Source organism: Microbacterium sp. STN6, assembly GCF_026410545.1.
Classification (GTDB): domain Bacteria; phylum Actinomycetota; class Actinomycetes; order Actinomycetales; family Microbacteriaceae; genus Root112D2.
Genome location: NZ_JAPMIT010000002.1, coordinates 208,711 through 230,508, shown reverse-complemented (window position 1 = coordinate 230,508; position 21,798 = coordinate 208,711). Strand labels below are relative to the sequence as shown.

Here is a 21,798-nt window from a genome sequence, read left to right as displayed (position 1 = left end):
GGTCCCCTTTCGTGGATGTCCTTCCATTATCCGCTATGAACGCGGGAGGGCGGAAATCGCTCGCCCTTCGAGCCTCCGCGTCACGGTGGCGTCCAGTCGGACCCGTCGACCCCCCAGCAGATCAGCAGCCACCCCCACTGCAGCGCCAGGAACACCACGATCAGCGCGGCTCGGTACACCCTCGAGCGCCCCACCGCGAGCGCCCCGAGCAGCGGAAACAGCGGCATCAGGATGCGAAACGTGCTCGACTGCGGAAAGAACACCGCGAGCACATACAGCGCGTACGAGACGAGCCACAGCCGAATGTCCACCCCCAGCCGCCTGACGGCGGGCACGAACATCGCCACCGCGAACGCCGCCACCAGCAGGGCAAGCGTCACGTAGCCGAGCCACTGCGGCAGACCGAGCCAGGTGCTGAACCACCACCGGGCGCCCTGCACCCACGGGGCGAACGGCAGCAGCTCGCCGTACCCGATGTACGGCGCACGCCACGCGAGTTCGGTCGCCGTGTACGCGTTCACCTGACCCGTCGCGGCCGCCGCGATCGCGGGCCAGGCGAGGCCGGCCACTCCGCTGACGATCGCCGCGGTGACGGATGCCGCCACCTCTCGGGCCGGGAACGGCTCGCGCCGTCGCACCGCCCACCGATACACAACGTGCAGACCCACCGCGAGCGCGAACGCCAACCCGCTCGGCCTGACGAACGCCATGATCACGACCACCGGGATCAGGGCGAGATAGCGCCGGTTGATGAGCAGCAGCAGGGCGGCGAGCAGTAGGAAGAGGTGCATCGACTCCGCGTAGGCGAGCTGGAAGAGCGGGGAGACGGGAGCGACGCAGAAGAGGGCGACCGCGAACAGGGCGCTGCCAGCGCCGAGGCGCGGCAGCAGCATCCGGTAGAAGAGCAGTGCGGCGCCGGCACCGAATGCGACCGAGACGAGAACGGCGGCGACCGGCCAGGGCAGGCGCGTGACGAACATGACCGCGCCGACGACCCACGGGTAGCCGGGAAGGAACGCCCACGCGTTCTCGGAGACCTGGCCGGTATCGGTGTGCGGTAGCGCGGCCGGGTAGCCCCAGCCCTGAACGATGTTGTACCAGCGTCCGTCCCAGATGGAGGCGAAGTCGAAGTAACCCGGATGCGCCCCGGTCCACGGGTTCGGGCCCTGCACGGCGGCGAGCGTCAGCAGCATCACGGTGGTCGCGATGCGGGCGAGGCCGTAGACGACGAGCACCCGCAGCCACCAGGGCATGCGGGCGATCTGCGCGGCTGCCGTCGACGGCCGCCGGTGCTGGAGCGTTTGGCTCACACGGCGGTCGATTCGCTCGTGAGCCACGCCCGCAGCCCGGCCTCGCAGTCGGTGATCTGGTGCAGGGCTACTCGCTCGTCGTCAGCGTGCGCCTTGAGCGGGTCACCTGGACCGTAGTTGACGGCAGGGATGCCGAGGGCCGAGAAACGGGCCACGTCGGTCCAGCCGTACTTGGGGCGGGCGTCGGCGCCCACGGCCGCGAGGAACTGGCGCGCGAGAGGAGCGTCGAGGCCGGGGCGGGCGCCATCCGCTTTATCGACGACCGTGACCTCGTAGCCGTCGAACAGCTCGCGCAGGTGCGCCTCGGCCTCGTCGGCCGAGCGGTCCGGCGCGAACCGGTAGTTGATGTGCACCATGCACTCGTCAGGAATGATGTTGCCGGCGATGCCGCCCGTGATGCCGACGGCGTTCAGCCCCTCGCGGTACTCGAGGCCCTCGACGTCGGCGACCCGCGGCTCGTACGCGGTCAGGATGTTCAGGATGCCGGCAGCGCGGTGAATGGCGTTGTCGCCGACCCAGGCGCGCGCTGAGTGCGCCCGCAGGCCCCTCGTGCGCACCTCGATGCGCATGTTGCCGTTGCAGCCGCCCTCGACGATGCCATTCGAGGGCTCACCCAGAATGGCGAAGTCGCCCTCGAAGAGGTCGGGGCGGTTTCGCGCGAGCCGGCCGAGGCCGTTGAGGTCGGCGGAGACCTCCTCATGGTCGTACCACATCCACGTGACGTCGATGGCGGGCTCGCTCAGTTCGGCGGCGAGCTTCAGTTGCACGGCAACACCCGCCTTCATGTCGACCGTGCCGCGGCCCCACAGGTAGTCGGTGCCGTCGATGGTCTCGACGCGGGTGGGCACATTGCCGTTGATGGGCACCGTGTCGATATGGCCGGCGATGAGCGCGCGCCGGGCGCGGCCGAGATCGGTGCGCGCCACGATGGTGTCGCCATCGCGGATCACCTCGAGGTGGGCGACGCCGGCGAGAGCGCGCTCGATCGCGTCGGCGAGCGGCGTCTCGTTGCCCGAGACGGAATCCACGTCGCACAGAGCGCGCGTCAGGTCGATGGAGCTGAAGCTGAGATCGAGTTCGCCGTGAGCCATTCCACTAATCTAGAGCCATGGCCTCCGACGTTTCCCGGCAATCGCCCGCGCCCACGCACGCCTGGGGCTACGGCCTCGCCACGATCGCCGCCGACGGCACCGTGCTCGACACCTGGTACCCGCAGCCGCAGCTCGGCCGCATCCCCGCCGGCCGCGACAAGTGGATCGCGCCGTCGGAGCTCGAAGAGCTCACGGGTGAGGATGCCAGGCGCGCCGTTCACGTCGACATCGTCACCGTCGAGGTCGAGCTGGATGCCGCTCCCGCATCGACCTCAGACGTCTACCTGCGCCTGCACCTGCTCTCGCACCTCGCGGTGCGGCCGAACACCCTCAACCTCGATGGCATCTTCGGTCACATGCCGATCGTGGCATGGACCAACGCGGGGCCGATGCTGCCCGGCGAATACGCGCGGAGGCGACCGGCGCTGCAACGCGCCGGCATCCAGGCCTATGGCATCGACAAGTTCCCCCGGCTGACTGACTACGTGACACCGGAGCGCGTGCGCATCGCCGATGCGTCCCGCGTGCGGCTCGGCGCGCATCTCGCGCCGGGCACGACCGTGATGCATGAGGGTTTCGTGAACTACAACGCCGGAACCCTCGGCTCCTCCATGGTCGAGGGGCGCATCTCGCAGGGTGTCGTCGTGGGCGACGGCAGCGACATCGGCGGCGGCGCCTCGATCATGGGCACGCTCTCGGGGGGCGGCACGACCCGCGTCGCGATCGGTGAGCGCGCTCTGCTCGGCGCGAACTCGGGCATCGGCATCTCGATCGGCGACGACACGGTGGTCGAGGCCGGGCTGTACGTGACGGCCGGAACGAAGGTCGTCGTGGTCGGCGGCGCGCCGACGGCCTCGGGGGCGCCCCAGACCATGAAGGCCGCGGAGCTCTCGGGCGTGCCGAACCTGCTGTTCCGCCGCAACTCGCTCACGGGTGCGGTCGAGGTGCTCGCCCGCTCGGGTGAGGGCATCCGGCTGAACGCCGCGCTGCACGCCTGAGCCGGGCGGGCGACTGCAGCCGCCTCTCAGCAATCAGCCGGTCTGCCACCGATCAGCCGGCACCGGGCAGGCAGACCTCCACGCGCCCGTCGCGGACCCGGGCGTCGAAGCGTGGTTGCGCCGCCGTCGCGGGCCCGTGCACGACCTCGCCGGTCTCAAGCGAGAATGTGCTGCCATGCCATGGGCAGACGACGCACGCAGAGGCACCGTCGGTCAGTGTTCCCTCGTGCAGCGGCCCGGAGAGGTGGCTGCAGACGTCTGCGAGCACGCTCACCTTCTCTCCGCGCCGGAGCACGACAAGCGGCACTTCTCCGAGCATGCGTGATTCGAGCTTCCCTTCGGTAAGCTCCTCGAGCTCCGCCAGCGGCTGCCAGTCAGGGGAAACCCGGTGCGGGACATCCTCGGTGTGGTTGACACCGGCTGCCTGTCGATACGACAGGTGCCCTCCGAGGTAACCGCCGACCATCACCGCGGTGTACCCGGCGAATCCGAGCAGCCTGCCGCTGCCCTCACGCCCGCGGCGGCGCTGCACCAGCGACGCCGTGTAGAGGATGGTCGCCACCACGTTAGCGCTCGAATGCACGACGCCGACCCGCATCTGCTGCTGATGCAGCCTTGAGAAGTCGGTGTAACCGGCGAGCGCCGACGGCAGCGCCCCGGCGATGCCGAGGGCCACGAGCAGACGTGCTGCCCGCCTGTTGCCTCCCACCGCGTCGAGGGCGGCGGCCGAGGTCCACGCGCCGATGGGCACCTGAACGAGAAGCGGATGCAACGGGTGCCCTATGGGCACGCCGTTCAGCACGTCGCGCAGCGCCTGTGGCCGCACCAACTTGTCGATAGCGGCGCGGATTCCCTGTGCCAGCGGATCGAGCGCTCGCGCGTTCTCCACGCGGTCGATCATCTTCAGCAGCGGCAGTCTTTTCATGTCCCCTCCCGTTTTCGAGCGTAGTCACGGTCGGCACGCGCTGACCATGGCCTCGTGGGACCCGAAAGCGACTCGTGGGACCCGACACAATGGGTCCCACGAGCCTGCAACGGGTCCCGCGAGCATGATGGCGGGTTGAGGGAGCGGCGGCTGAACGCGGCGCTGCACGCCTGAGCCGGGCGGCAGAGCGACCCCGTCAGCCTCGCACTCGCGCAGGGTGCGCGTACGCGCCCGCCTCGAGGTCCTCGACGAGGGTGGGGCCCTGCGGCTCCCAGCCGAGGAGCTCGCGCGTCGCTGTGCTCGTCGCGGCGACGTCCATGGCGAACACCGTGCCGAGCCATCCGAAGTGCGCCGCGACATCGTCAGGGGCGATCGAGGCGACGGGCAGGTTGAACGCGCGGCCGATGGCCTCCGCGATCACGCGGGTCGGGATGCCGTCTTCCGCGACGGCGTGCAGCCGCGCGCCGGCCGGTGCCTTCTCGAGACCCAGCGCCACCACGCGCGCGGCGTCACGGCGATGCACGGCAGCCCAGCGGTTCGCGCCATCGGCCGGGTAACCGGAGACGCCCTTCTCCCGGGCGACCGCGGCGAGAACCGCGACGAAGCCGTGGTCGCCTTCACCGTGCACGGTCGGCGCGAATCGGGCGCTGATGCTGTGCACGCCGCGCTCCACGAAGTCGAACGCGAGATTCTCGCTCCCCCCTCGCGGTGACTGGGCACCGACCGCGCGCGACGCGTCATCCTCGGTCGCCGGCCTTCCCTCGGCGAGCCCGGCGACACCCGACGCGAGCACGAAGCGGCGATCGCTGCCCGCCAGCACCTCGCCGATGGTCTGCACCGCCGCTCGTTCTGCCGCGTTCGACGCCGCCGGATTCGAGAAGTCGTGCTTGTTGGCGAGGTGGACAACCGCCTCGGCGGCTTCCGCACCGGCCCGGATGCTCTGAAGGTCGTCCAGGTCGCCGCGGAGAACGTGAGCTCCCTTCGCCTCAAGCGCCGCCGCCGACGCATCGGATCGGGCGAGGCCGGTGACCTCATGGCCGGCGGCGAGCAACTCATCGACGCTCGCGGAGCCGATCCATCCCGAGGCTCCCGTGACGAAAACATGCATGTCGAATCTCTCCCGATCTCCGCTCGTCGACGCGAGCGGTATGGACAATCTGATGTCAGTCACTGTTGTCAGTGACAGACATCACGATACACCAGATGACAGTGACTGTCTTCATCTAGACTGGCGAAATGGTGCGGTGGGAACCGGCCGCGAAAGAGCGGCTGCAGGCGGCAGCGCTCGAGCTGTTCTCGACGCGCGGATTCGAGCAGACGACGGCGGCAGAGATCGCGCAGTCCGTCGGGCTCAGCGAGCGCACGTTCTTTCGGCATTTCGCCGACAAGCGCGAGGTGCTGTTCTACGGTCAGGAGCTGTTCGTTCAGGTTTTCCTTGACGCCGTGGAAGGGGCACCGCGCGACGCTGCGACGCCGGACGTCATTGCGCGCGTGCTGAGGGCCGTCTCGCAGTTCTTTCCAGACGATCGCCGAGCCGCCTCGCGCGTTCGCCAGGCCGTGATCGAGCAGAACCCGGCCCTGCGGGAGAGGGAATCGCACAAGCTCGCCGGTCTCGGCACCGTGCTCGCCGAGGCCCTGCGTTCGCGCGGCATGGACGAACCCGCGGCAACCCTCGCGGCGGAGTCGACGACCACGGTGTTCACGCTCGCGTTCGCACAGTGGCTTCGGCCCGGCGAGAATCGGCCCCTCACTGAGATCACCTCCGCCGTACTCGGCGAACTGCAGAACCTGATCGCGCCCTCGGCCACGTCGCTCTGATCCGCCGCGTCGCCCTCATCGGGCGAGCCGCTCTGATCCGCCGCGTCGCTCTCGTCGGGCGAGGCTCTCGAATCAGCTCCGCCGCTCGATACGATGAGAAGTGACGACAAGGTCTGACACGAGGGAGTGCCGTGGGCGTCGACACACCGCGCATCGGGCGCAGACACCGGTTCCTGAAAGCCGCGACCGTCACGCTCGCCGTGCTCGTCACCGTGGCGATCGTCGCCGGCGCCCTCGCCTGGTGGATGGTCACGCGATCCTTCCCCCAGGTAAGCGGCTCGCTCGACGTGCCCGGCCTGCACAACTCGGTCACGGTTTATCGCGATGACGCCGGCATACCGCAGGTCATCGCAGACGACCCGCACGACCTGTTCCTCGCCCAGGGCTACGTGCACGCGCAGGATCGCTTCTGGGAGATGGACTTCCGCCGGCACGTGACCGGCGGCACGCTGTCTGAACTCTTCGGCGAGAGCCAGGTGGGCACCGACTCGTTCATTCGCACTCTCGGCTGGCGCGAGGTGGCCCAGCAGGAGGTCAAGGCGATGGACCAGAAGTCCCTCGGGTACTACCAGGACTACGCCGACGGGGTGAACGCCTACCTGAAGCGGCACGAGGGCGCCGACATCTCGCTCGAGTACGCGGTTCTCGGGCTGCAGAACCCGGGTTACAAGCCGGCACGCTGGACCCCCGTCGACTCCGTTTCGTGGCTGAAGGCCATGGCGTGGGATCTGCGTTCCAACCTCACCGACGAGGTCGGCCGCGCGCTCGTGGCCCCCACCCTCACCAGCACCGAGCTCGCCGAGCTGTATCCGGAGTACCCGTACGACGCCCACCCGACCATCACAGATCTCGGGGGCGGCGCGAGCACCACGACGACCGCCCCGGGCCAGCCGAAGCCCGGCACCAAGAAGACGGCGGGCGAGAGCGCGGGCGCGCCGGGGGCAATGGACGACGGCGGCGTTGCGGCAGCATCCGCTCTGCATGCCGACCTCGCCGAGTTGAAGGGCACCCTCGCCTCTGTACCCCAGCTGCTGGGGCCGAACGGGCCCGACATCGGCTCCAACTCGTGGGTCGTCTCTGGCGCACACACCGCGACGGGCAAGCCCATTCTCTCGAACGACCCGCACCTGGGGCCCGCCGAGCCGTCGGTCTGGTACCAGATGGGGCTGCACTGCCGCAGCGTCGGAGCATCGTGCCCGTTCGACGTCGCAGGCTTCGGCTTCTCCGGCATGCCGGGCATCATCATCGGCCACAACGACCACATCGCGTGGGGGTTCACCAACGCGGGCCCCGACGTCACCGACCTCTACCTCGAGAAGGTCACCGGCGACACCTACCTCTACGACGGCAAGCAGGTGCCGCTCACCACCCGCAAGGAGACCATCAAGGTCGCCGGCGGGAAGAACGTTCACCTCACGGTGCGCTCGACGGCGCACGGGCCCATTGTCACGGGCGGCATGCCGAGCTTCACGGCCATCGCAGACGACGCGTCGAGTGAGCCGGACGCACCCGAGAACGGGTACCAGCTCTCGCTGCAGTGGACGGCGCTAACGCCCGGCACGACCGCCGTCGCCGTCTTCGCGCTGAACGCCGCCCACGACTGGGAGCAGTTCCGCGAGGCCGCGCGGCTGTTCGACGTGCCGTCGCAAAACCTCATCTACGCCGACGTGAAGGGCAACATCGGGTACCAGATGCCCGGCATGGTTCCGGTGCGCACGGGCAGCGACGGCACGACGCCCGCGCCCGGCTGGTCGAGCGCCTACGCCTGGAGCGGGTACGTGCCGTTCGAGCAGCTGCCATCGGTGCTGAACCCAACCAAGGGCTTCATCGCGACGGCGAACAACGCGGCGGTTGGGCCCTCGTTCCCGGTGGCGATCACGCGAGACTGGGATGCGGGCTACCGCGCCAACGAGATCACCTGGCGGCTGTCGAAGGCCATCGCCGCCGGTCACAAACTGACCGTGAACGACATGGCGCGCATTCAGGACGACAACCACAACCAGAACGCAGACACCTTGGTCCCGCTGCTGACGCGCCTGACGCTCACCGGCGACGCGAAGCGCGGCGCAGAGCTGCTGCGAACGTGGAATCGCGACGACGATGCCGACAGCGCGGCATCCGCTTATTTCAACGTCTTCTTCAAGAACCTGCTGCACCTCGCCTTCGGGCGCAAGCTGCCAGACGACGCGCAGCCGACGGGCGGGGACCGGTGGTTCAACGTGGTGCACCGCTTGAGCACACAGCCCGAATCCGGCTGGTGGTCAGACGAGAACCTGGGCATCTCGGGCCGTGACCAGATGCTGGCATACGCCGCGAAGGATGCCTGGAAGGAGGCGTCGTCACTCATGGGCGGCGACCCGAACGGCTGGTCATGGGGTGAGATCCACACGCTGACGCTCACCAACGCCAGCTTCGGCACGAGCGGAATCGGGCCCATCGAGGCGCTGTTCAACCGCGGGCCGTTCGAGTTGAGCGGCGGCTCTGCCGTGGTCGACGCGACCGGCTGGAACGCGTCACTCGGCTATGAGGTCACGATCGTGCCGTCGATGCGGCAGGTCATCGACCTCGCCGACTTCGACCGCTCGACGTGGATCAACTTGACCGGCGAATCGGGGCACGCGTTCCACCCGAACTACATCGACCAGACGCCGCTGTGGCAGCACCACAAGACGCGGCCGTGGCCGTTCAGCCCGAAGGCGGTCATCGCCGCAGCGAAGAACACGCTGACGCTGAACCCGCCCCCGCGCTGAGGTCAGGCAGCGGATGCGCGCTGCCTGACAGCCGAGCGCCCCGCGAGAGCGGCCGCACGCGCGACGTCTTCCGCACCGAGCACCTGGGGCCGGCGCCGCAGCCAGCGCGCGAGTCCGCGCGCATCGAGCACGACGGCCTCCGCCGGCTGTTCACGCACGCAGACCGTGCCGGGGTCGACCACGACGATGAGCGGCGTCACGCGGACGGCAGGCGGAAGCGCATCCGCCAGCAGCTTCTGCACGCGGGCGGCGTCGTGCTCGGCCGTGCGCACATACGGCATGCGCTGGCCGCCGACGACGAAGGTGGATCGCTCCACCCAGATCGCTCGCCCGGGGTGCCTGCGCGACATGATCGCGAAGACACCCCCTGGACCAAGGGCGAGATGATCGAGTCGTGACGAGGCCGGGCCGAATTGCATCCCCCTGAATGCGACCCAGTCGTCACCGAGTAGGGAGAGAGCGGCCCCGACCGCGCTGTTCCCGTGTGCGCTCGTGAACCGCGGCTTCGGGTCGGCCTGCGGCGTGACGGGTGTCTCATGGCGAAACGCCTGGACCATACTTTCGAAGTCCATGGCCGCCTCCCCCCGGGTTCACCAGCGCTGTTGCTGTTGAGACAACTCTGCTCTCTTCACAGCTGGCGCACATGTCCCCGTTCTCGGGGCACCCGAACAGGGAACTCTAGCGGCCGGCGGGCCAGTCGCGCTCGGTCTCGCCGATGTAGAGCTGCTGCGGGCGACCGATCTTGGTCGAGGCATCCGAGTTCATCTCTCGCCAGTGCGCGATCCAGCCGGGCAGCCGCCCGATCGCGAACAGCACGGTGAACATGCGCGTCGGGAACCCCATGGCCTTGTAGATGACGCCGGTGTAGAAGTCGACGTTGGGGTACAGCTTGCGCTCGATGAAGTAGTCGTCGGCCAGCGCGACGGCCTCGAGCTCCTTGGCGATGTCGAGCAGGTCGTCCTTGACGCCGAGCGCCTCGAGCACCTCATCCGCGCTCTCCTTGACCAGACGCGCGCGCGGGTCGAAGTTCTTGTAGACGCGGTGACCGAAGCCCATGAGCTTCACGCCCTCTTCCTTCTTCTTCACCCGCTCGACGAACGTCGCCACGCTCTCACCAGAGTCACGGATGCGCCCCAGCATGCCGAGCACCGCCTCGTTCGCGCCGCCATGCAGCGGCCCGTAGAGCGCGTTGACGCCCGCCGAAATCGAGGCGAAGAGGTTTGCCTGAGTCGACCCCACGAGGCGAACCGTCGAGGTGGAGGCGTTCTGCTCGTGATCCTCGTGCAGAATGAGCAGGCGCTCGAGCGCCCTCGAGACCGCCGGGTTCACCTCGTACGGCTCGGCGTTCGTGCCGAAGTTGAGGCGCAGGAAGTTGTCGACGAAGCTCAGCGAGTTGTCGGGGTACAGGAACGCCTGGCCCAGACTCTTCTTGTGCGCGTACGCCGCGATCACCGGCATCTTCGCCAGCAGGCGGATGGTCGACAGCTCGACCTGCTCTGGGTCGCTCACGCTCAGCGAATCCTGGTAGAAGGTCGAGAGCGCTGAGACGGCGCTCGAGAGCACCGACATGGGGTGGGCGTCGTGCGGCAGGGCATTGAAGAAGCTGCGCAGATCCTCGTGCAGCAGCGTGTGCCGGCGAATGCGCTCGTCGAAATCCGCCAGCTCGTCGGCGCTCGGCAGCTCGCCGTGAATGAGCAGCCACGCGACCTCGAGGAACGACGAGTTCTCGGCGAGCTGCTCGATCGGGTAGCCGCGGTAGCGCAGAATGCCCGCGTCGCCGTCGATATACGTAATAGCGGATGCAGTGGCCGCCGTGTTCACGAAGCCGTAGTCGAGCGAGGTGAGCCCCGTCTGCTTCGTCAGTGTCGAGAAGTCGATGCTCGAGGCACCCTCGACGCTCGGCAGGATCGGGAACGTCGCTTCTCCTCCGGGGAAGCTCAGGGTCGCCGACTCCTGTGCTGCTGAAGTCTCGGTTTCGCTCACGACGCCTCCCTGGTGATGTGACCTGTCTGGCGGCGGCGTGGCCTCATGGGTCAGCCGCCGAAGTTTCGCGATGGGCCTTTCGGCCGCGCGGCCGACCGACCTGTGCGGCGGCGACCTCTTACAGCCTATTGGCTCACGGGGGCTACTGTGGCAATCTGCAATCGAACGGGCGTTTGCACGGAGGTTTCGTCAAAGCAGCGGGTTTCGTTGACGCAGCGCGTTTGATCACTGCGCCGACGCCGCGAGGCGGTCCGCTGCAGCCTGCACCCGCTCATCCGGGGCCGTGAGCGACACGCGCACGTGCTGCGAGTGCGCGTCGCCGTAGAAGACGCCGGGGCCGGCGAGGATGCCGAGGTCGGCCAGCCGCGCGATGCTCTGCCAGGCGTCCTGCCCCTCGGTCGCCCACAGGTAGAGGCCGGCCTCGCTGCGGTCGATGCGGAACCCCGCCGCTTCCAACGCGGGCTTCAGCAGCGCGCGGCGAGCACGGTACCGCTCGCGCTGCTCGTCGACGTGCTGCTCGTCGCCGAGCGCTGCCACCATCGCGGCTTGCAGCGGCCCGGGAAGCATCATTCCGGCGTGCTTGCGCACCGTGACAAGCCGTTCGATGAGCGCCGCGTCTCCCGCGGCGAACGCCGCACGGTAGCCGGCCAGGTTCGACTGCTTGCTGAGCGAGTACGCCGCGAGAAGTCCCGTCACGTCTCCCCCGGTCACCCGGGGGTCGAGGATGCTCGGGATGCGCGCTGACGCCCACTTCCCCTCCCAGCCCAGCTCGGCGTAGCACTCGTCAGAAGCGATGACGGCACCCATGGCACGCGCCTGGGTGACGGCCCGTCGATAGTCGTCGATGTCGAGAACCCGGCCATCCGGATTGCCTGGGGAATTGAGCCAGACGAGGCGCGTGCCGTCCGGCCACTCGGCGGGGTCGTCCGAGGCGATGGGGGTCGCGCCGGCGATGGCCGCGCCGATCGCGTACGTAGGGTAGGCGGCGAGCGGGTGCACGACGACGTCGTCGGAGCCGAGACCCAGCATGAACGGCAGCCAGGCGACGAACTCCTTGGAGCCGATGGTCGGCAGCACGTTTGCCGCCGTCAGGCCCGGCACGCCACGGCGCCGCTCGAACCATTCGACGATGGCCTGCCGAAGCGCCGGCGTGCCGACCGTCTGGGGGTACGCGTGGGCGTCGGTCGCCTCGGCGAGAGCGCGGCGCACGACCTCGGGCGTCTCGTCGACGGGCGAGCCGATCGACAGGTCGACGATGCCATCGGGATGCGCGCGGGCGCGCTCGGCGTACGGCGCCATCTGGTCCCACGGGTACTCGGGGAGGGGTGCGAGAGCCACCGGTCGGACCGCGCCTCAGGCCCGCGTCTGCGGCGGCAGGGCGGCCACGATGGGGTGGTCCTTGGCGATCACGCCGACCTTCGCGGCCCCGCCCGGCGAGCCGATGTCGTCGAAGAATTCGACGTTGACCTTGTAGTAGTCGGCCCATTCTTCGGGCAGGTCGTCTTCGTAGTAGATGGCCTCGACGGGGCAGACCGGCTCGCACGCGCCGCAGTCGACGCATTCGTCGGGGTGGATGTACAGCGAGCGTTCGCCCTCGTAGATGCAGTCGACCGGGCACTCGTCGACGCAGGCGCGATCCTTGACGTCGACGCAGGGAAGGGCGATGACATAGGTCACTGGGTATCGATTCCCTTCGCGAAAGGCGTGAAGCCTCAGTTTACGCCAGCGGCCACGGGCTCAGCGGGCGGGCGCCGCGCGATGTGCGGCCAGGCGATGGCGATCGCCGCGATGGCCACCGGCGCGTACACCCACACCTGACCGGCCGTGTTCGCCGGGATGAGCACGGAGCCGCCGGGGCTGCGCTGGGAGAAGAGCAGGATGACCGCCACCAGCCCGACGCCGAAAGCGAGCGCCGGGATGCGGCCATCCGTTACCAGGCGAATGCCGGTCACGACGCACGCGACGGTCAGCAGCGCGAGGACAATTCCTGAGGGGAGCCTAACCCCGCCCATCGTGATCGTCGCCTGGTGCGCGACGGTGCCCACTGCGCCGACGATGGCTCCCAGTACGAGAAGTACTGCGAAGTTCAGGATGCGCGCGGTCATCTTTCCATCGTATCTGGACAGGCGGCGCCTCTCCGCGTTACATTCAATGTGGCTAAGGCAAGCCTTACCAAATCCCCCTCGCCCTCACGGAAGGCCGTCGTGCTCGCAACGTTCGTCATCGGCCTGCGCGAGGGCCTCGAGGCCGCCCTCATCGTCGGCATCATCGCGGCGTTCCTGCGCCGCAACGGCGCGTCGCTGAGGCCCATGTGGCTCGGCGTCGGCACCGCGGTGCTGCTGAGCGTCGGCGTCGGCGTCACCCTGCAGGCGGTCGCCGCCTCGCTGCCGCAGTCGCAGCAGGAGGGCATGGAGACGATCATCGGGCTCGTCGCGGTGGTCTTCGTGACGGGCATGATCGCGTGGATGAAGACGCACGCCCGCGGCATGAAGCGCGAGCTCGAACGTGAGGCGGCCGCGGCGCTCGGCTCCGGCGCGCACTGGGCGCTGGCCGGCATGGCGTTCCTCGCGGTGCTGAAGGAGGGCTTCGAGACCTCGGTGTTCCTGCTCGCCACCTTCCAGGCGTCCACCAGCACCGCCGCGGCGGCGTTCGGCGCCGTCATCGGCATTCTCTCGGCCGTCGTCGTCGGCATCGGCCTCTACACGGGCGGCGTGAAGCTCAATCTCGGCCGGTTCTTCAACGCGACGGGCGTGTTCCTGGTCTTCGTCGCCGCCGGGCTCGTTCTCAGCGCCACCCGCACGGCGCACGAGGCTGGCTGGGTCACGATCGGGCAGCAGCACACGCTCGACCTCACCTGGCTCGCGCCACACGGCTCGGTGCAGGCCGCACTCGTCACCGGCGTTCTCGGCATGCCCGCCGACCCCCGCGTCATCGAGCTGCTCGCCTGGCTGCTCTACCTCGTGCCCGTGCTCGCATACTCGCTCTGGCCGGCCCGGGCGGCCCGCCCGCACCCGGTACGTGCCCCGCTCCTCGGCGCCGCCGCCCTCGCCGTGGCCGCCGCCGCACTCGTGCTCGCGGTGCCGACAGCGTCGCCCGCGCACGTGCCCGAGAGCGCCCCGGTCACCGGGGGCGGCACGGTCACATTCCGCACGGGCACGTTCAGCGCGGGCACATTCACCGCGAACGAGCGAACGGATGCCGCCGCCCGCCTCACACTCTCGGGCAGCGCCGCACGGGCGCTCACCGTCGACTTCACGGCGGCCGACCGCTCCGCCACCACGCGCACCGGCGCCGACGCACGCTGGTCGCGCACGATCACCGACTCCCCCGCGGACCGCCCGCGCACCCTCACGCTTGACCAGCTCGTCGCGCTGAACGGCGGCAGGCTGCCGGTCGGCATCGACGCGGCCCGCAACCCCGGGCCCTTCCACGCGGAGTGGACGCGCACGATCGCCGTCACCGCCTGGAGCGCCGACGGCGGGCTGCTCGACGCGAGGGCCGTGTCTCGCACCGTCGCCACGGTCTCCGGCGGCGGCCTGGGAGCCGCCCGCTCGCTGGGGGTCACCGACGACGCAGGCTGGCATGCGGCATCCGCTCGTGTGTCGGCCGTGACCGCCTCGATCACCGCCACCGCCAGCGCGGCCCGAGAGCTGTTGCTCTGGCGCCTGTGGCTGCCCCTCACCCTTCTCGCCGCGGCGCTGGTGCTCGCGGTTCACGCCACTCGACACGCCAGGCAGAGCCGCCGGGCGAGCGAGCCACACGGCCCGATCGTTCCGCCCACCCCTGCCGCCATTCCCGTGCCGAGGAGCACCCGTTATGCACACGAGTAGACCCACGATCAGGCGCCGCACCACGCCCGCCCGGGCTGTCGCCGTCGCCCTGGCCGGTGCCGCCCTTGTGGCCACCGCACTCAGCGGATGCGCCGCCACCTCCGGCGGCGCCGACGCGAAGCGGGCCTCGGACGTCAGCCGCGTCACGATCACCCTCGCGAACGATGGCGACGCAGACACGTGCACGCTCGATCACGCCACGGCGGCCGCCGGCCCCATCACCTTCACCGTGAAGAACGAGAGCGCGACCGGCATCACCGAGGTGGAGCTGCAGAGCCACGAGCGCATTCTCGGCGAGAAGGAGAACCTGGCGCCGGGCCTCGCGCCCGTCACCTTCACCGTGACGCTGGGCGGCGGCACGTACCAGGTCTACTGCCCCGGCGCCGTCAAGGAGACGCAGACGTTCACGGTCACCGGCAAGGCTGCCGCAAAGCCGGCTGGCAGCGTGCAGACGCTGCTGCAGCAGGGCGCGAGCGACTACGCGACGTACGTCGACACGCAGGTCGCCGGCATGGTTGAGGCCGTCGGCCGGCTCGACGACGCCGTGCAGGCGGGCGACGTCGCCGCGGCGCAGAAGGCGTACGCGGCCGCCCGGCCGTTCTACGAGCGCATCGAGACCGACGTCGACGGCTTCGTGCTGCCCGGGCACGACGCCACCGACAACGCCGGCAACCTCGACTACCTCGTCGACATGCGCGCATCCAATCTCGATGACGCGGTCGGCTGGCACGGATTCCATGCCGTCGAGCGCGACCTCTTCCAGGCGGGCGCGATCACGGCGACGACCAGGCAGCTCTCGAGCGAGCTGAAGACCAATGTCGGCCGGCTCGACTCTCTCGTGAAGACGCTCGAGTTCAAGCCTGAAGATCTCGCGAACGGCGCCGCCGGCCTGCTCGAGGAGGTTCAGGCGAACAAGATCAAGGGCGAGGAGGAGGCGTACAGCCACATCGACCTCGTTGACTTCGCGGCCAATGTCGAGGGTGCCCAGCAGTCGTTCGCGTTTCTCGAGCCGGGGCTGAAGAAGATCGACTCCGGCCTCGTCGCGACCATCAGCACGCAGTTCGACCGCGTGCGCACGATGCTCGACGGCTACCGCGACCCGGCGGCGCTTGGCGGCTACGCGGCGTACACAGCTGAACTCAAAGCATCCGACGCCAACCGGCTGAGCCAGGCGGTGCAGGCGCTGCAGGACCCGCTCTCGCGCATCGCCGAGAAGGTCGCGACGGCCCGGTGACCGAGCAACACCCACCAGACGAGCACGCGACCGCGGAGCATGCGAGCGCCGAGCACGCGACCGCCGAGCACGCGGCGGATGCCGCCGGCGGTGGCCGTGGCCTCAGCCGCCGCGGGTTCTTCGCGTCCGCGGCCGGCGGCGTCGCGCTCGGCGCGCTCGGCGGGGTGGCCGGCACGCTCGCGGCGGCACACGCGGCCGATGCGACCCCCGGCGACGCGGATGCCGTGGGCGAGGCGCGCGCGTACCCCTTCTACGGCGGCGCTCACCAGGTCGGAATCCGCACAGAGCCGCAGCGGTACTGCATCTACATGACCTTCGACCTCGTCGACGGCACCACACAGCTCGAGCTGCAGACACTGCTCGCGCGCTGGTCCGCCGCGATCGCCCAGCTCATGCAGGGCAAGAGCATCGGGGCCGTGCAGCCGGCGCGGGCCGGCGCGGTGGCTGCCGACACGGGCGAGGCTGCCGACCTCGGGCCCAACGCGCTCACCGTGACGCTGGGCTTCGGCCCCGGCGTTTTCGACGACCGGTTCGGGCTCGCCAACCGGCGCCCAGCCCTGCTGACCCCGCTGCCCACGCTGCCGAGCGACCAGCTGAAGCCCGAGTTGAGCGGCGGCGATCTCAGCCTGCAGGCGTGCGCCGACGACCCGCAGGTGGCTTACCACGCCATTCGCGACCTGGCCCGCATGGGTCGGGGCACGGTGAACACGCGCTGGACCGTCATGGGATTCGGCCGCGCCTCGGCGGGCCCCCACCAGTCGACGCCACGCAACCTGCTCGGCTTCAAGGACGGCACCCGCAACATCACGAGCGACGACGAGTACGAGAGATTCGTGTGGCTGAATGATGCCGGCTGGATGTCGGGCGGTACGTACCAGGTGGTCCGCAAGATCCAGATGAACATTGAGATCTGGGATGCCGACCCCATCGGGGACCAGCAGCAGATCTTCGGTCGCACCAAGTCAGAGGGGGCACCGCTCAGCGGCAGCCGCGAGAAGGACACTCCCGACTTCAGTGCCATGCGCCACGGCGAGCCGGTGATGCCGCAGCGCTCGCATGTGGCGCTCGCCGCGCACGAGAACAACGACGGCATCAAGATCCTGCGTCGCTCATACAACTACACCGACGGCATCAGTCAGGTCGGCCAGCTCGACGCCGGGCTGCTGTTCATCGCGTACATGCGTGACCCGCAGCACTTTGTGGCGCTGCAGCGGCGGCTGGGCGCATCCGACCGGCTGAATGAGTACATCGCACACATCGGCTCGGCGCTCTTCGCGGTGCCGCCGGCACCCAGGCCCGGCCACTACATCGGCGAACGGCTGTTCGCGTAGGTGCAGGAAGGGCGGCGCGCCGGTCGGCGGCCGCCCTTGCCGGCGCTGCTAGTCCTGCTTCTTCTGGCGGGCCGTGGCGCGGGCACGCGTGTGCGCGTCGAGCTCGACCTTGCGAATGCGCACCATCTCGGGCGTGACCTCGACACACTCGTCTTCGCGGGCGAACTCGAGGCTCTCCTCAAGCGTGAGCTGGCGCGACGGGGTCATCGACTCGAAGTTGTCGGCCGTCGACTGCCGCATGTTGGTGAGCTTCTTCTCCTTGGTGATGTTCACGTCCATGTCTTCACCGCGCGAGTTCTCGCCGATGACCATGCCCTCGTACACCTCTTCGGTGGGGTTGACGAAGAACGTCATGCGCTCCTGCAGGGCGATGATGGCGAACGGCGTGACCACACCGGCGCGATCGGCGACGATGGAGCCGTTGTTGCGGGTGACGATGGTGCCCGCCCACTCGTCGTAGCCGTGCGAGATGGCGTTGGCGATGCCGGTGCCGCGAGTGATCGTGAGGAACTCGGTGCGGAACCCGATGAGGCCGCGCGACGGCACGATGAACTCCATGCGAACCCAGCCGGTGCCGTGGTTCGCCATGTTCTCCATGCGGCCCTTGCGCGCGGCGAGCAGCTGCGTGATGGCGCCCAGGTGCTCCTCCGGCACGTCGATGGTGAGGTGCTCGTACGGCTCGTGCACCTTGCCGTCGACGCGACGCGTGACCACCTGCGGTTTGCCCACCGTGAGCTCGTAGCCCTCACGACGCATCTGCTCGACGAGAATGGCGAGCGCGAGTTCGCCACGGCCCTGCACCTCCCACGCGTCCGGGCGGCCGATGTCGAGCACGCGCAGCGACACGTTGCCGACGAGCTCCCGGTCGAGCCGGTCCTTCACCATGCGGGCGGTGAGCTTGTGGCCCTTCACCTTGCCGACCAGCGGCGAGGTGTTGGTGCCGATCGTCATCGAGATGGCGGGCTCGTCGACGTGGATCGCGGGCAGCGGGCGAACGTCTTCCGGGTCGGCCAGCGTATCGCCGATCATGATGTCGGCGAAGCCGGCCACCGCCACGATGTCGCCGGGGCCGCCACTCTCGGCCGGATAGCGGTCGAGAGCCTTGGTCATCATCAGCTCGGTGACGCGCACGCTGTGCACCTCGCCGTCGTGACGCACCCACGCCACCGTCTGGCCCTTCTTCAGAGTGCCGTTGAAGATGCGCAGCAGCGCGAGGCGGCCGAGGAACGGCGACGCGTCGAGGTTGGTGACATGCGCCTGCAGGGGCGCCTCGTCGTCGTAGGTCGGCGCCGGGATGTGCTCGAGGATCGCCTCGAACAGCGGCTCGAGGTCGTCGTTGTCTGGCAGCTCGCCGTTCGCGGGCTTGTTCAGACTCGCGGCACCGTTGCGCCCAGAGGCGTAGACCACGGGAACGTCGAGAATGGCGTCGAGGTCGAGATCGGGCAGATCCTCCGACAGGTCGCTGGCCAGACCGAGAAGCAGGTCCTGGCTCTCGGTGACCACCTCGTCAATGCGGGCATCCGGCCGGTCGGTCTTGTTCACCAGCAGAATGACGGGCAGCTTCGCCTCGAGCGCCTTGCGCAGCACGAAGCGGGTCTGCGGCAGCGGACCCTCGCTCGCGTCGACGAGCAGCACGACGCCGTCGACCATCGACAGCCCGCGCTCCACCTCGCCGCCGAAGTCGGCGTGGCCGGGAGTGTCGATCACGTTGATCGTGATGGGCCCGTTCGTGGCGTGCACGCCCTTGTACGAGATCGCGGTGTTCTTCGCGAGAATGGTGATGCCCTTCTCGCGCTCCAGCTCGTTCGAATCCATGGCGCGCTCTTCGACGTGCGAGTGCTCCGCGAACGAGTTGGTCTGCCTCAGCATCGCGTCGACGAGGGTCGTCTTGCCGTGGTCGACGTGCGCGACGATAGCGACGTTCCGGAGGTCGGGGCGATGGGCGAGAGCCATGAAGGAATCCTCAGTGTGGTCAGGTGAGCAGGGCGCGTGCGCGGCGTTCATCGACGCGAGAGACGGCTGCAAATGAGAAGCGGATGCGGCATCCTGCCAGCACCACCGAGCAATTCTACCGTGTCGCGCCCCGTGCGCACGCTGAGGGCCCAAAAGCGGGCCTCAGCGGTCTAGCTGACGTGCCCCGCGATCGTGGCTCGCCGCTGCTCGCGACGCTCCGCCTGCTGGTCGGGATCGGGAAGCGGCACGGCCGCGATCAGGCGCTGCGTGTACGGATCCTTCGGCGCCCGCAGGATCTCATCGCTCGTGCCCTGCTCGACGATCTTGCCGTGGTACATGACCGCGATGCGGTGCGACAGCTGGTCGACGACCGCGAGGTCGTGGCTGATGAACAGGCAGGCGAACTTCAGCTTCTCCTGCAGGCCCGTAAGCAGTTCGAGGAATCGCGCCTGCACCGACACGTCGAGCGCGCTGGTCGGCTCGTCGGCGACGAGCAGGTCCGGCTCCAGGGCGAGTGCGCGGGCGATACCGACGCGCTGGCGCTGGCCTCCCGAGAGTTCGTGCGGGTAGCGGTTGCGGTACATGCGCGCGAGTTCAACCGAGTCGAGCAGTTGCTCGATGCGCCGCTCGAGCTTCTGCCCCTTGACCTTCTCGGTCAGCAGGATCGGCTCACCGATCGACTGACCGATCGGCATGCGCGGGTTGAGCGACGATCCCGGGTCCTGGAACACGAGGCCGATCTTGCGGCGCAGCTCGCGCAGTTCCTTGTGACCGACGGATCGCATGTCGTGCCCGTTGATGGTGAGGTCACCGGATGTCACGGGCAGCAGCCCGGTCGCGGCGCGGCCCAGCGTGGTCTTGCCGGAGCCGGACTCGCCAACGAGGCCGACGATCTCTGACGGGAAGATCTCGAGGTTCACGCTGTCGACCGCTCGGAACGCCGGAACGCCGCGCTTGCCGGGGTACTCCACGACCAGGTCGCGCATCTGCAGAATCGGCGCCTCGTTGTGGGCCTCGGGCGCGAGCTGCTGCACCATGCTGTTCGAGACGCCGAGGTGCGGCACGGCGGCGAGCAGCTCTTTGGTGTACGGATGCTGGGGGTCGCTGAAGACGCCGCGAACCGTGCCGCGCTCCAGAACCCGCCCCTCCTTCATCACGATGATGTCGTCGGCGAGATCGGCGACGACACCCATGTCGTGCGTGATGAGCACGATGCCGGAGTTGAGCCTGGTGTGCAGGTCGCGCATAAGCTCGAGGATCTCGGCCTGCACCGTCACGTCGAGCGCGGTCGTCGGCTCGTCGGCGATGAGCAGAGCGGGATCGCACGAGATGGCCTGGGCGATCATGACGCGCTGGCGCTGGCCACCCGAGAGCTGGTGCGGGTACTTCTTGAACGATGACTTCGGATCGGGGATTCCGACCATCTCGAGCAGCTCGATGGCGCGGTCCTCGGCCTCGTGCGGTCCGATCGGCAGGTGGATGCGAAGTGCCTCCACCAGTTGGAACCCGACCGTGTAGACGGGGTTCAGCGCCGTCATCGGCTCCTGGAAGATGACCGACACGTCGTTGCCGCGCACCTCACGCAGCTTGCCCGGGGTGAGCCCCAGGATCTCTTTGCCGCGCAGCTTGACGCTGCCGCTGACGCGCGCGTTGTCGGGCAGCAGCCCGAGCATCGCCATCGAACTCGTGCTCTTGCCCGAGCCGGATTCGCCCACGATGGCCATCACGCGGCCCGCCTGCACCTCGTAGCCCACGTCGACCGCCGCCGGATACCACTCGCCCTCAACCCAGAACTCCACGTTGAGTCCAGATACCTCGAGAACGGGTCCGTCGCCCGGCTGCGTCACATCGGCAGTCTGCGCCGTCTCAGTCATTCGTCTGCTCTTCCTGTCTGTGTGGTCATGTGGCGGCGCGCTCGGCGCCACTGGCCATGCGGCGATCGTACGGCACCATCTGCAACGATGAGTGCATGCTCGAAGAAGCCGTCCTGCGCCCACTCAGCGGAAAGGTCATCTCCGTGGGGCTTGCCCTGTTCGGGCTGGCCATACTCGTCGCGGGAATCATCCAGATCGGCCCCGTGGCGATGCTGCCACACGCCGCGATCCCCGCGCTGATCGGCTATCTGGGCTGGTTTCTCTACTGGGCGCCGACCGTGCGGGTCTCGCCGGGCGAGGTCGTTCTCGACAACCCGGTACGCGAGGTACGGCTCGAGTGGGCGCAGATCGTGCGCATCGACACCAAGTGGGCGCTGCAGGTCTACACCCGCGACGGCCGCTTCACGGCGTGGGCCGCGGCGGCCCCGGGCCGCTACGCATCGATGAACCAGAGCCGGGGTGAACTCAAGCACCTGCCGGAGAGCGCCTACGCCGGCGGCGCCATTCGCCCGGGCGATATTCCCACGTCGGATTCCGGAGCGGCCGCGACCGTGATCCGGCGCCAATGGGAGGCCCTGAGAGACGCGGGACACCTCGACAATGCTCGGCCCGAATTCGATGCCCCGAACACGCGCGTGCACTGGGTGCGCCTCGCGGTACTCGTGGCGCTCGTCGCTCTTGTCGTGATCAGCGCGCTCTAG

At 69.0% G+C, this 21,798-nt stretch carries 18 protein-coding genes; 7 read left to right on the top strand and 11 right to left on the bottom strand.

Annotated features, from left to right (window positions below):
• Positions 1–80: 80 nt before the first annotated feature.
• Together OSC27_RS06485 and dapE are read right to left on the bottom strand one after the other, a co-directional pair.
• Positions 81–1,310 (bottom strand): hypothetical protein, encoded by a 1,230-nt coding sequence (locus tag OSC27_RS06485; RefSeq protein ID WP_267180638.1) that lies wholly within the window; start codon positions 1,308–1,310, stop codon positions 81–83.
• Positions 1,307–2,401 (bottom strand): succinyl-diaminopimelate desuccinylase, encoded by a 1,095-nt coding sequence (gene dapE / locus OSC27_RS06480; protein ID WP_267180637.1) that lies wholly within the window; start codon positions 2,399–2,401, stop codon positions 1,307–1,309. Before dapE ends, OSC27_RS06485 begins: the two co-directional genes overlap by 4 nt.
• Positions 2,402–2,418: 17 nt before the next feature.
• Between dapE and dapD the strand changes: the two genes are divergently transcribed.
• Positions 2,419–3,399 (top strand): 2,3,4,5-tetrahydropyridine-2,6-dicarboxylate N-succinyltransferase, encoded by a 981-nt coding sequence (gene dapD, locus OSC27_RS06475; RefSeq protein WP_267180636.1) that lies wholly within the window; start codon positions 2,419–2,421, stop codon positions 3,397–3,399.
• 52 nt (positions 3,400–3,451) lie between these two features.
• Here the strand turns inward: dapD and OSC27_RS06470 are convergent, their stop codons facing one another.
• Both OSC27_RS06470 and OSC27_RS06465 read right to left on the bottom strand, forming a co-directional pair.
• The gene (locus OSC27_RS06470) at positions 3,452–4,324 is read right to left on the bottom strand and encodes a Rieske 2Fe-2S domain-containing protein (RefSeq protein WP_267180635.1); all 873 of its coding nucleotides are present in this window, start codon (positions 4,322–4,324) and stop codon (positions 3,452–3,454) included.
• Between the two features lie 196 nt (positions 4,325–4,520).
• On the bottom strand, positions 4,521–5,432 hold the full coding sequence (locus tag OSC27_RS06465) for an SDR family oxidoreductase (protein WP_267180634.1): 912 nt from the start codon (positions 5,430–5,432) through the stop codon (positions 4,521–4,523).
• A gap of 128 nt (positions 5,433–5,560) precedes the next feature.
• On the opposite strand from OSC27_RS06465, the gene OSC27_RS06460 reads away from it, so the two are divergent.
• Positions 5,561–6,142, top strand: a complete 582-nt coding sequence (locus OSC27_RS06460) for a TetR family transcriptional regulator (RefSeq protein ID WP_267180633.1) — start codon at positions 5,561–5,563, stop codon at positions 6,140–6,142.
• A gap of 131 nt (positions 6,143–6,273) precedes the next feature.
• A complete protein-coding gene (locus OSC27_RS06455) occupies positions 6,274–8,892 on the top strand; it encodes a penicillin acylase family protein (RefSeq protein ID WP_267180632.1) in 2,619 nt (872 codons plus the stop codon).
• Between the two features lie 2 nt (positions 8,893–8,894).
• Here the strand turns inward: OSC27_RS06455 and OSC27_RS06450 are convergent, their stop codons facing one another.
• The 5 genes from OSC27_RS06450 to OSC27_RS06430 form a co-directional block, all read right to left on the bottom strand.
• Positions 8,895–9,464: a nuclease-related domain-containing protein gene (locus tag OSC27_RS06450; protein WP_267180631.1), complete on the bottom strand. Its 570-nt coding sequence runs from the start codon at positions 9,462–9,464 to the stop codon at positions 8,895–8,897.
• A 106-nt stretch (positions 9,465–9,570) separates the two neighbouring features.
• Positions 9,571–10,875, bottom strand: a complete 1,305-nt coding sequence (locus OSC27_RS06445; RefSeq protein ID WP_267180630.1) for a citrate synthase — start codon at positions 10,873–10,875, stop codon at positions 9,571–9,573.
• Positions 10,876–11,100: 225 nt separating this feature from the next.
• Entirely contained in the window at positions 11,101–12,213 is a 1,113-nt protein-coding gene (gene dapC, locus OSC27_RS06440) for a succinyldiaminopimelate transaminase (RefSeq protein WP_267180629.1), read from the bottom strand.
• A 15-nt stretch (positions 12,214–12,228) separates the two neighbouring features.
• Positions 12,229–12,552, bottom strand: coding sequence for a ferredoxin (fdxA, locus tag OSC27_RS06435; RefSeq protein ID WP_267180628.1), 324 nt, complete (start codon positions 12,550–12,552; stop codon positions 12,229–12,231).
• A 35-nt stretch (positions 12,553–12,587) separates the two neighbouring features.
• Complete coding sequence (locus tag OSC27_RS06430; protein WP_267180627.1) at positions 12,588–12,980, bottom strand: DUF6113 family protein; 393 nt, start codon at positions 12,978–12,980, stop codon at positions 12,588–12,590.
• A 99-nt stretch (positions 12,981–13,079) separates the two neighbouring features.
• Between OSC27_RS06430 and efeU the strand changes: the two genes are divergently transcribed.
• The 3 genes from efeU to efeB are packed head-to-tail and all read left to right on the top strand — an operon-like array spanning position 13,080 to position 17,270.
• Positions 13,080–14,705 carry an iron uptake transporter permease EfeU gene (gene efeU, locus OSC27_RS06425; protein ID WP_267180626.1) on the top strand — a complete coding sequence of 542 codons (1,626 nt, stop codon included), beginning with the start codon at positions 13,080–13,082 and terminating at the stop codon, positions 14,703–14,705.
• The gene (gene efeO, locus OSC27_RS06420) at positions 14,692–15,939 is read left to right on the top strand and encodes an iron uptake system protein EfeO (protein WP_267180625.1); all 1,248 of its coding nucleotides are present in this window, start codon (positions 14,692–14,694) and stop codon (positions 15,937–15,939) included. Before efeU ends, efeO begins: the two co-directional genes overlap by 14 nt.
• Positions 15,936–17,270, top strand: coding sequence for an iron uptake transporter deferrochelatase/peroxidase subunit (efeB, locus tag OSC27_RS06415; protein WP_267180624.1), 1,335 nt, complete (start codon positions 15,936–15,938; stop codon positions 17,268–17,270). The genes efeO and efeB overlap by 4 nt, the downstream gene beginning before the upstream one ends.
• Before the next feature lie 48 nt (positions 17,271–17,318).
• Here efeB and typA read toward each other — a convergent pair whose 3' ends face one another.
• Together typA and OSC27_RS06405 are read right to left on the bottom strand one after the other, a co-directional pair.
• Positions 17,319–19,223 (bottom strand): translational GTPase TypA, encoded by a 1,905-nt coding sequence (gene typA / locus OSC27_RS06410; RefSeq protein WP_267180623.1) that lies wholly within the window; start codon positions 19,221–19,223, stop codon positions 17,319–17,321.
• A gap of 170 nt (positions 19,224–19,393) precedes the next feature.
• Entirely contained in the window at positions 19,394–21,097 is a 1,704-nt protein-coding gene (locus tag OSC27_RS06405; RefSeq protein WP_267180622.1) for an ABC transporter ATP-binding protein, read from the bottom strand.
• A 95-nt stretch (positions 21,098–21,192) separates the two neighbouring features.
• On the opposite strand from OSC27_RS06405, the gene OSC27_RS06400 reads away from it, so the two are divergent.
• Positions 21,193–21,798 carry a PH domain-containing protein gene (locus OSC27_RS06400; protein WP_267180621.1) on the top strand — a complete coding sequence of 202 codons (606 nt, stop codon included), beginning with the start codon at positions 21,193–21,195 and terminating at the stop codon, positions 21,796–21,798.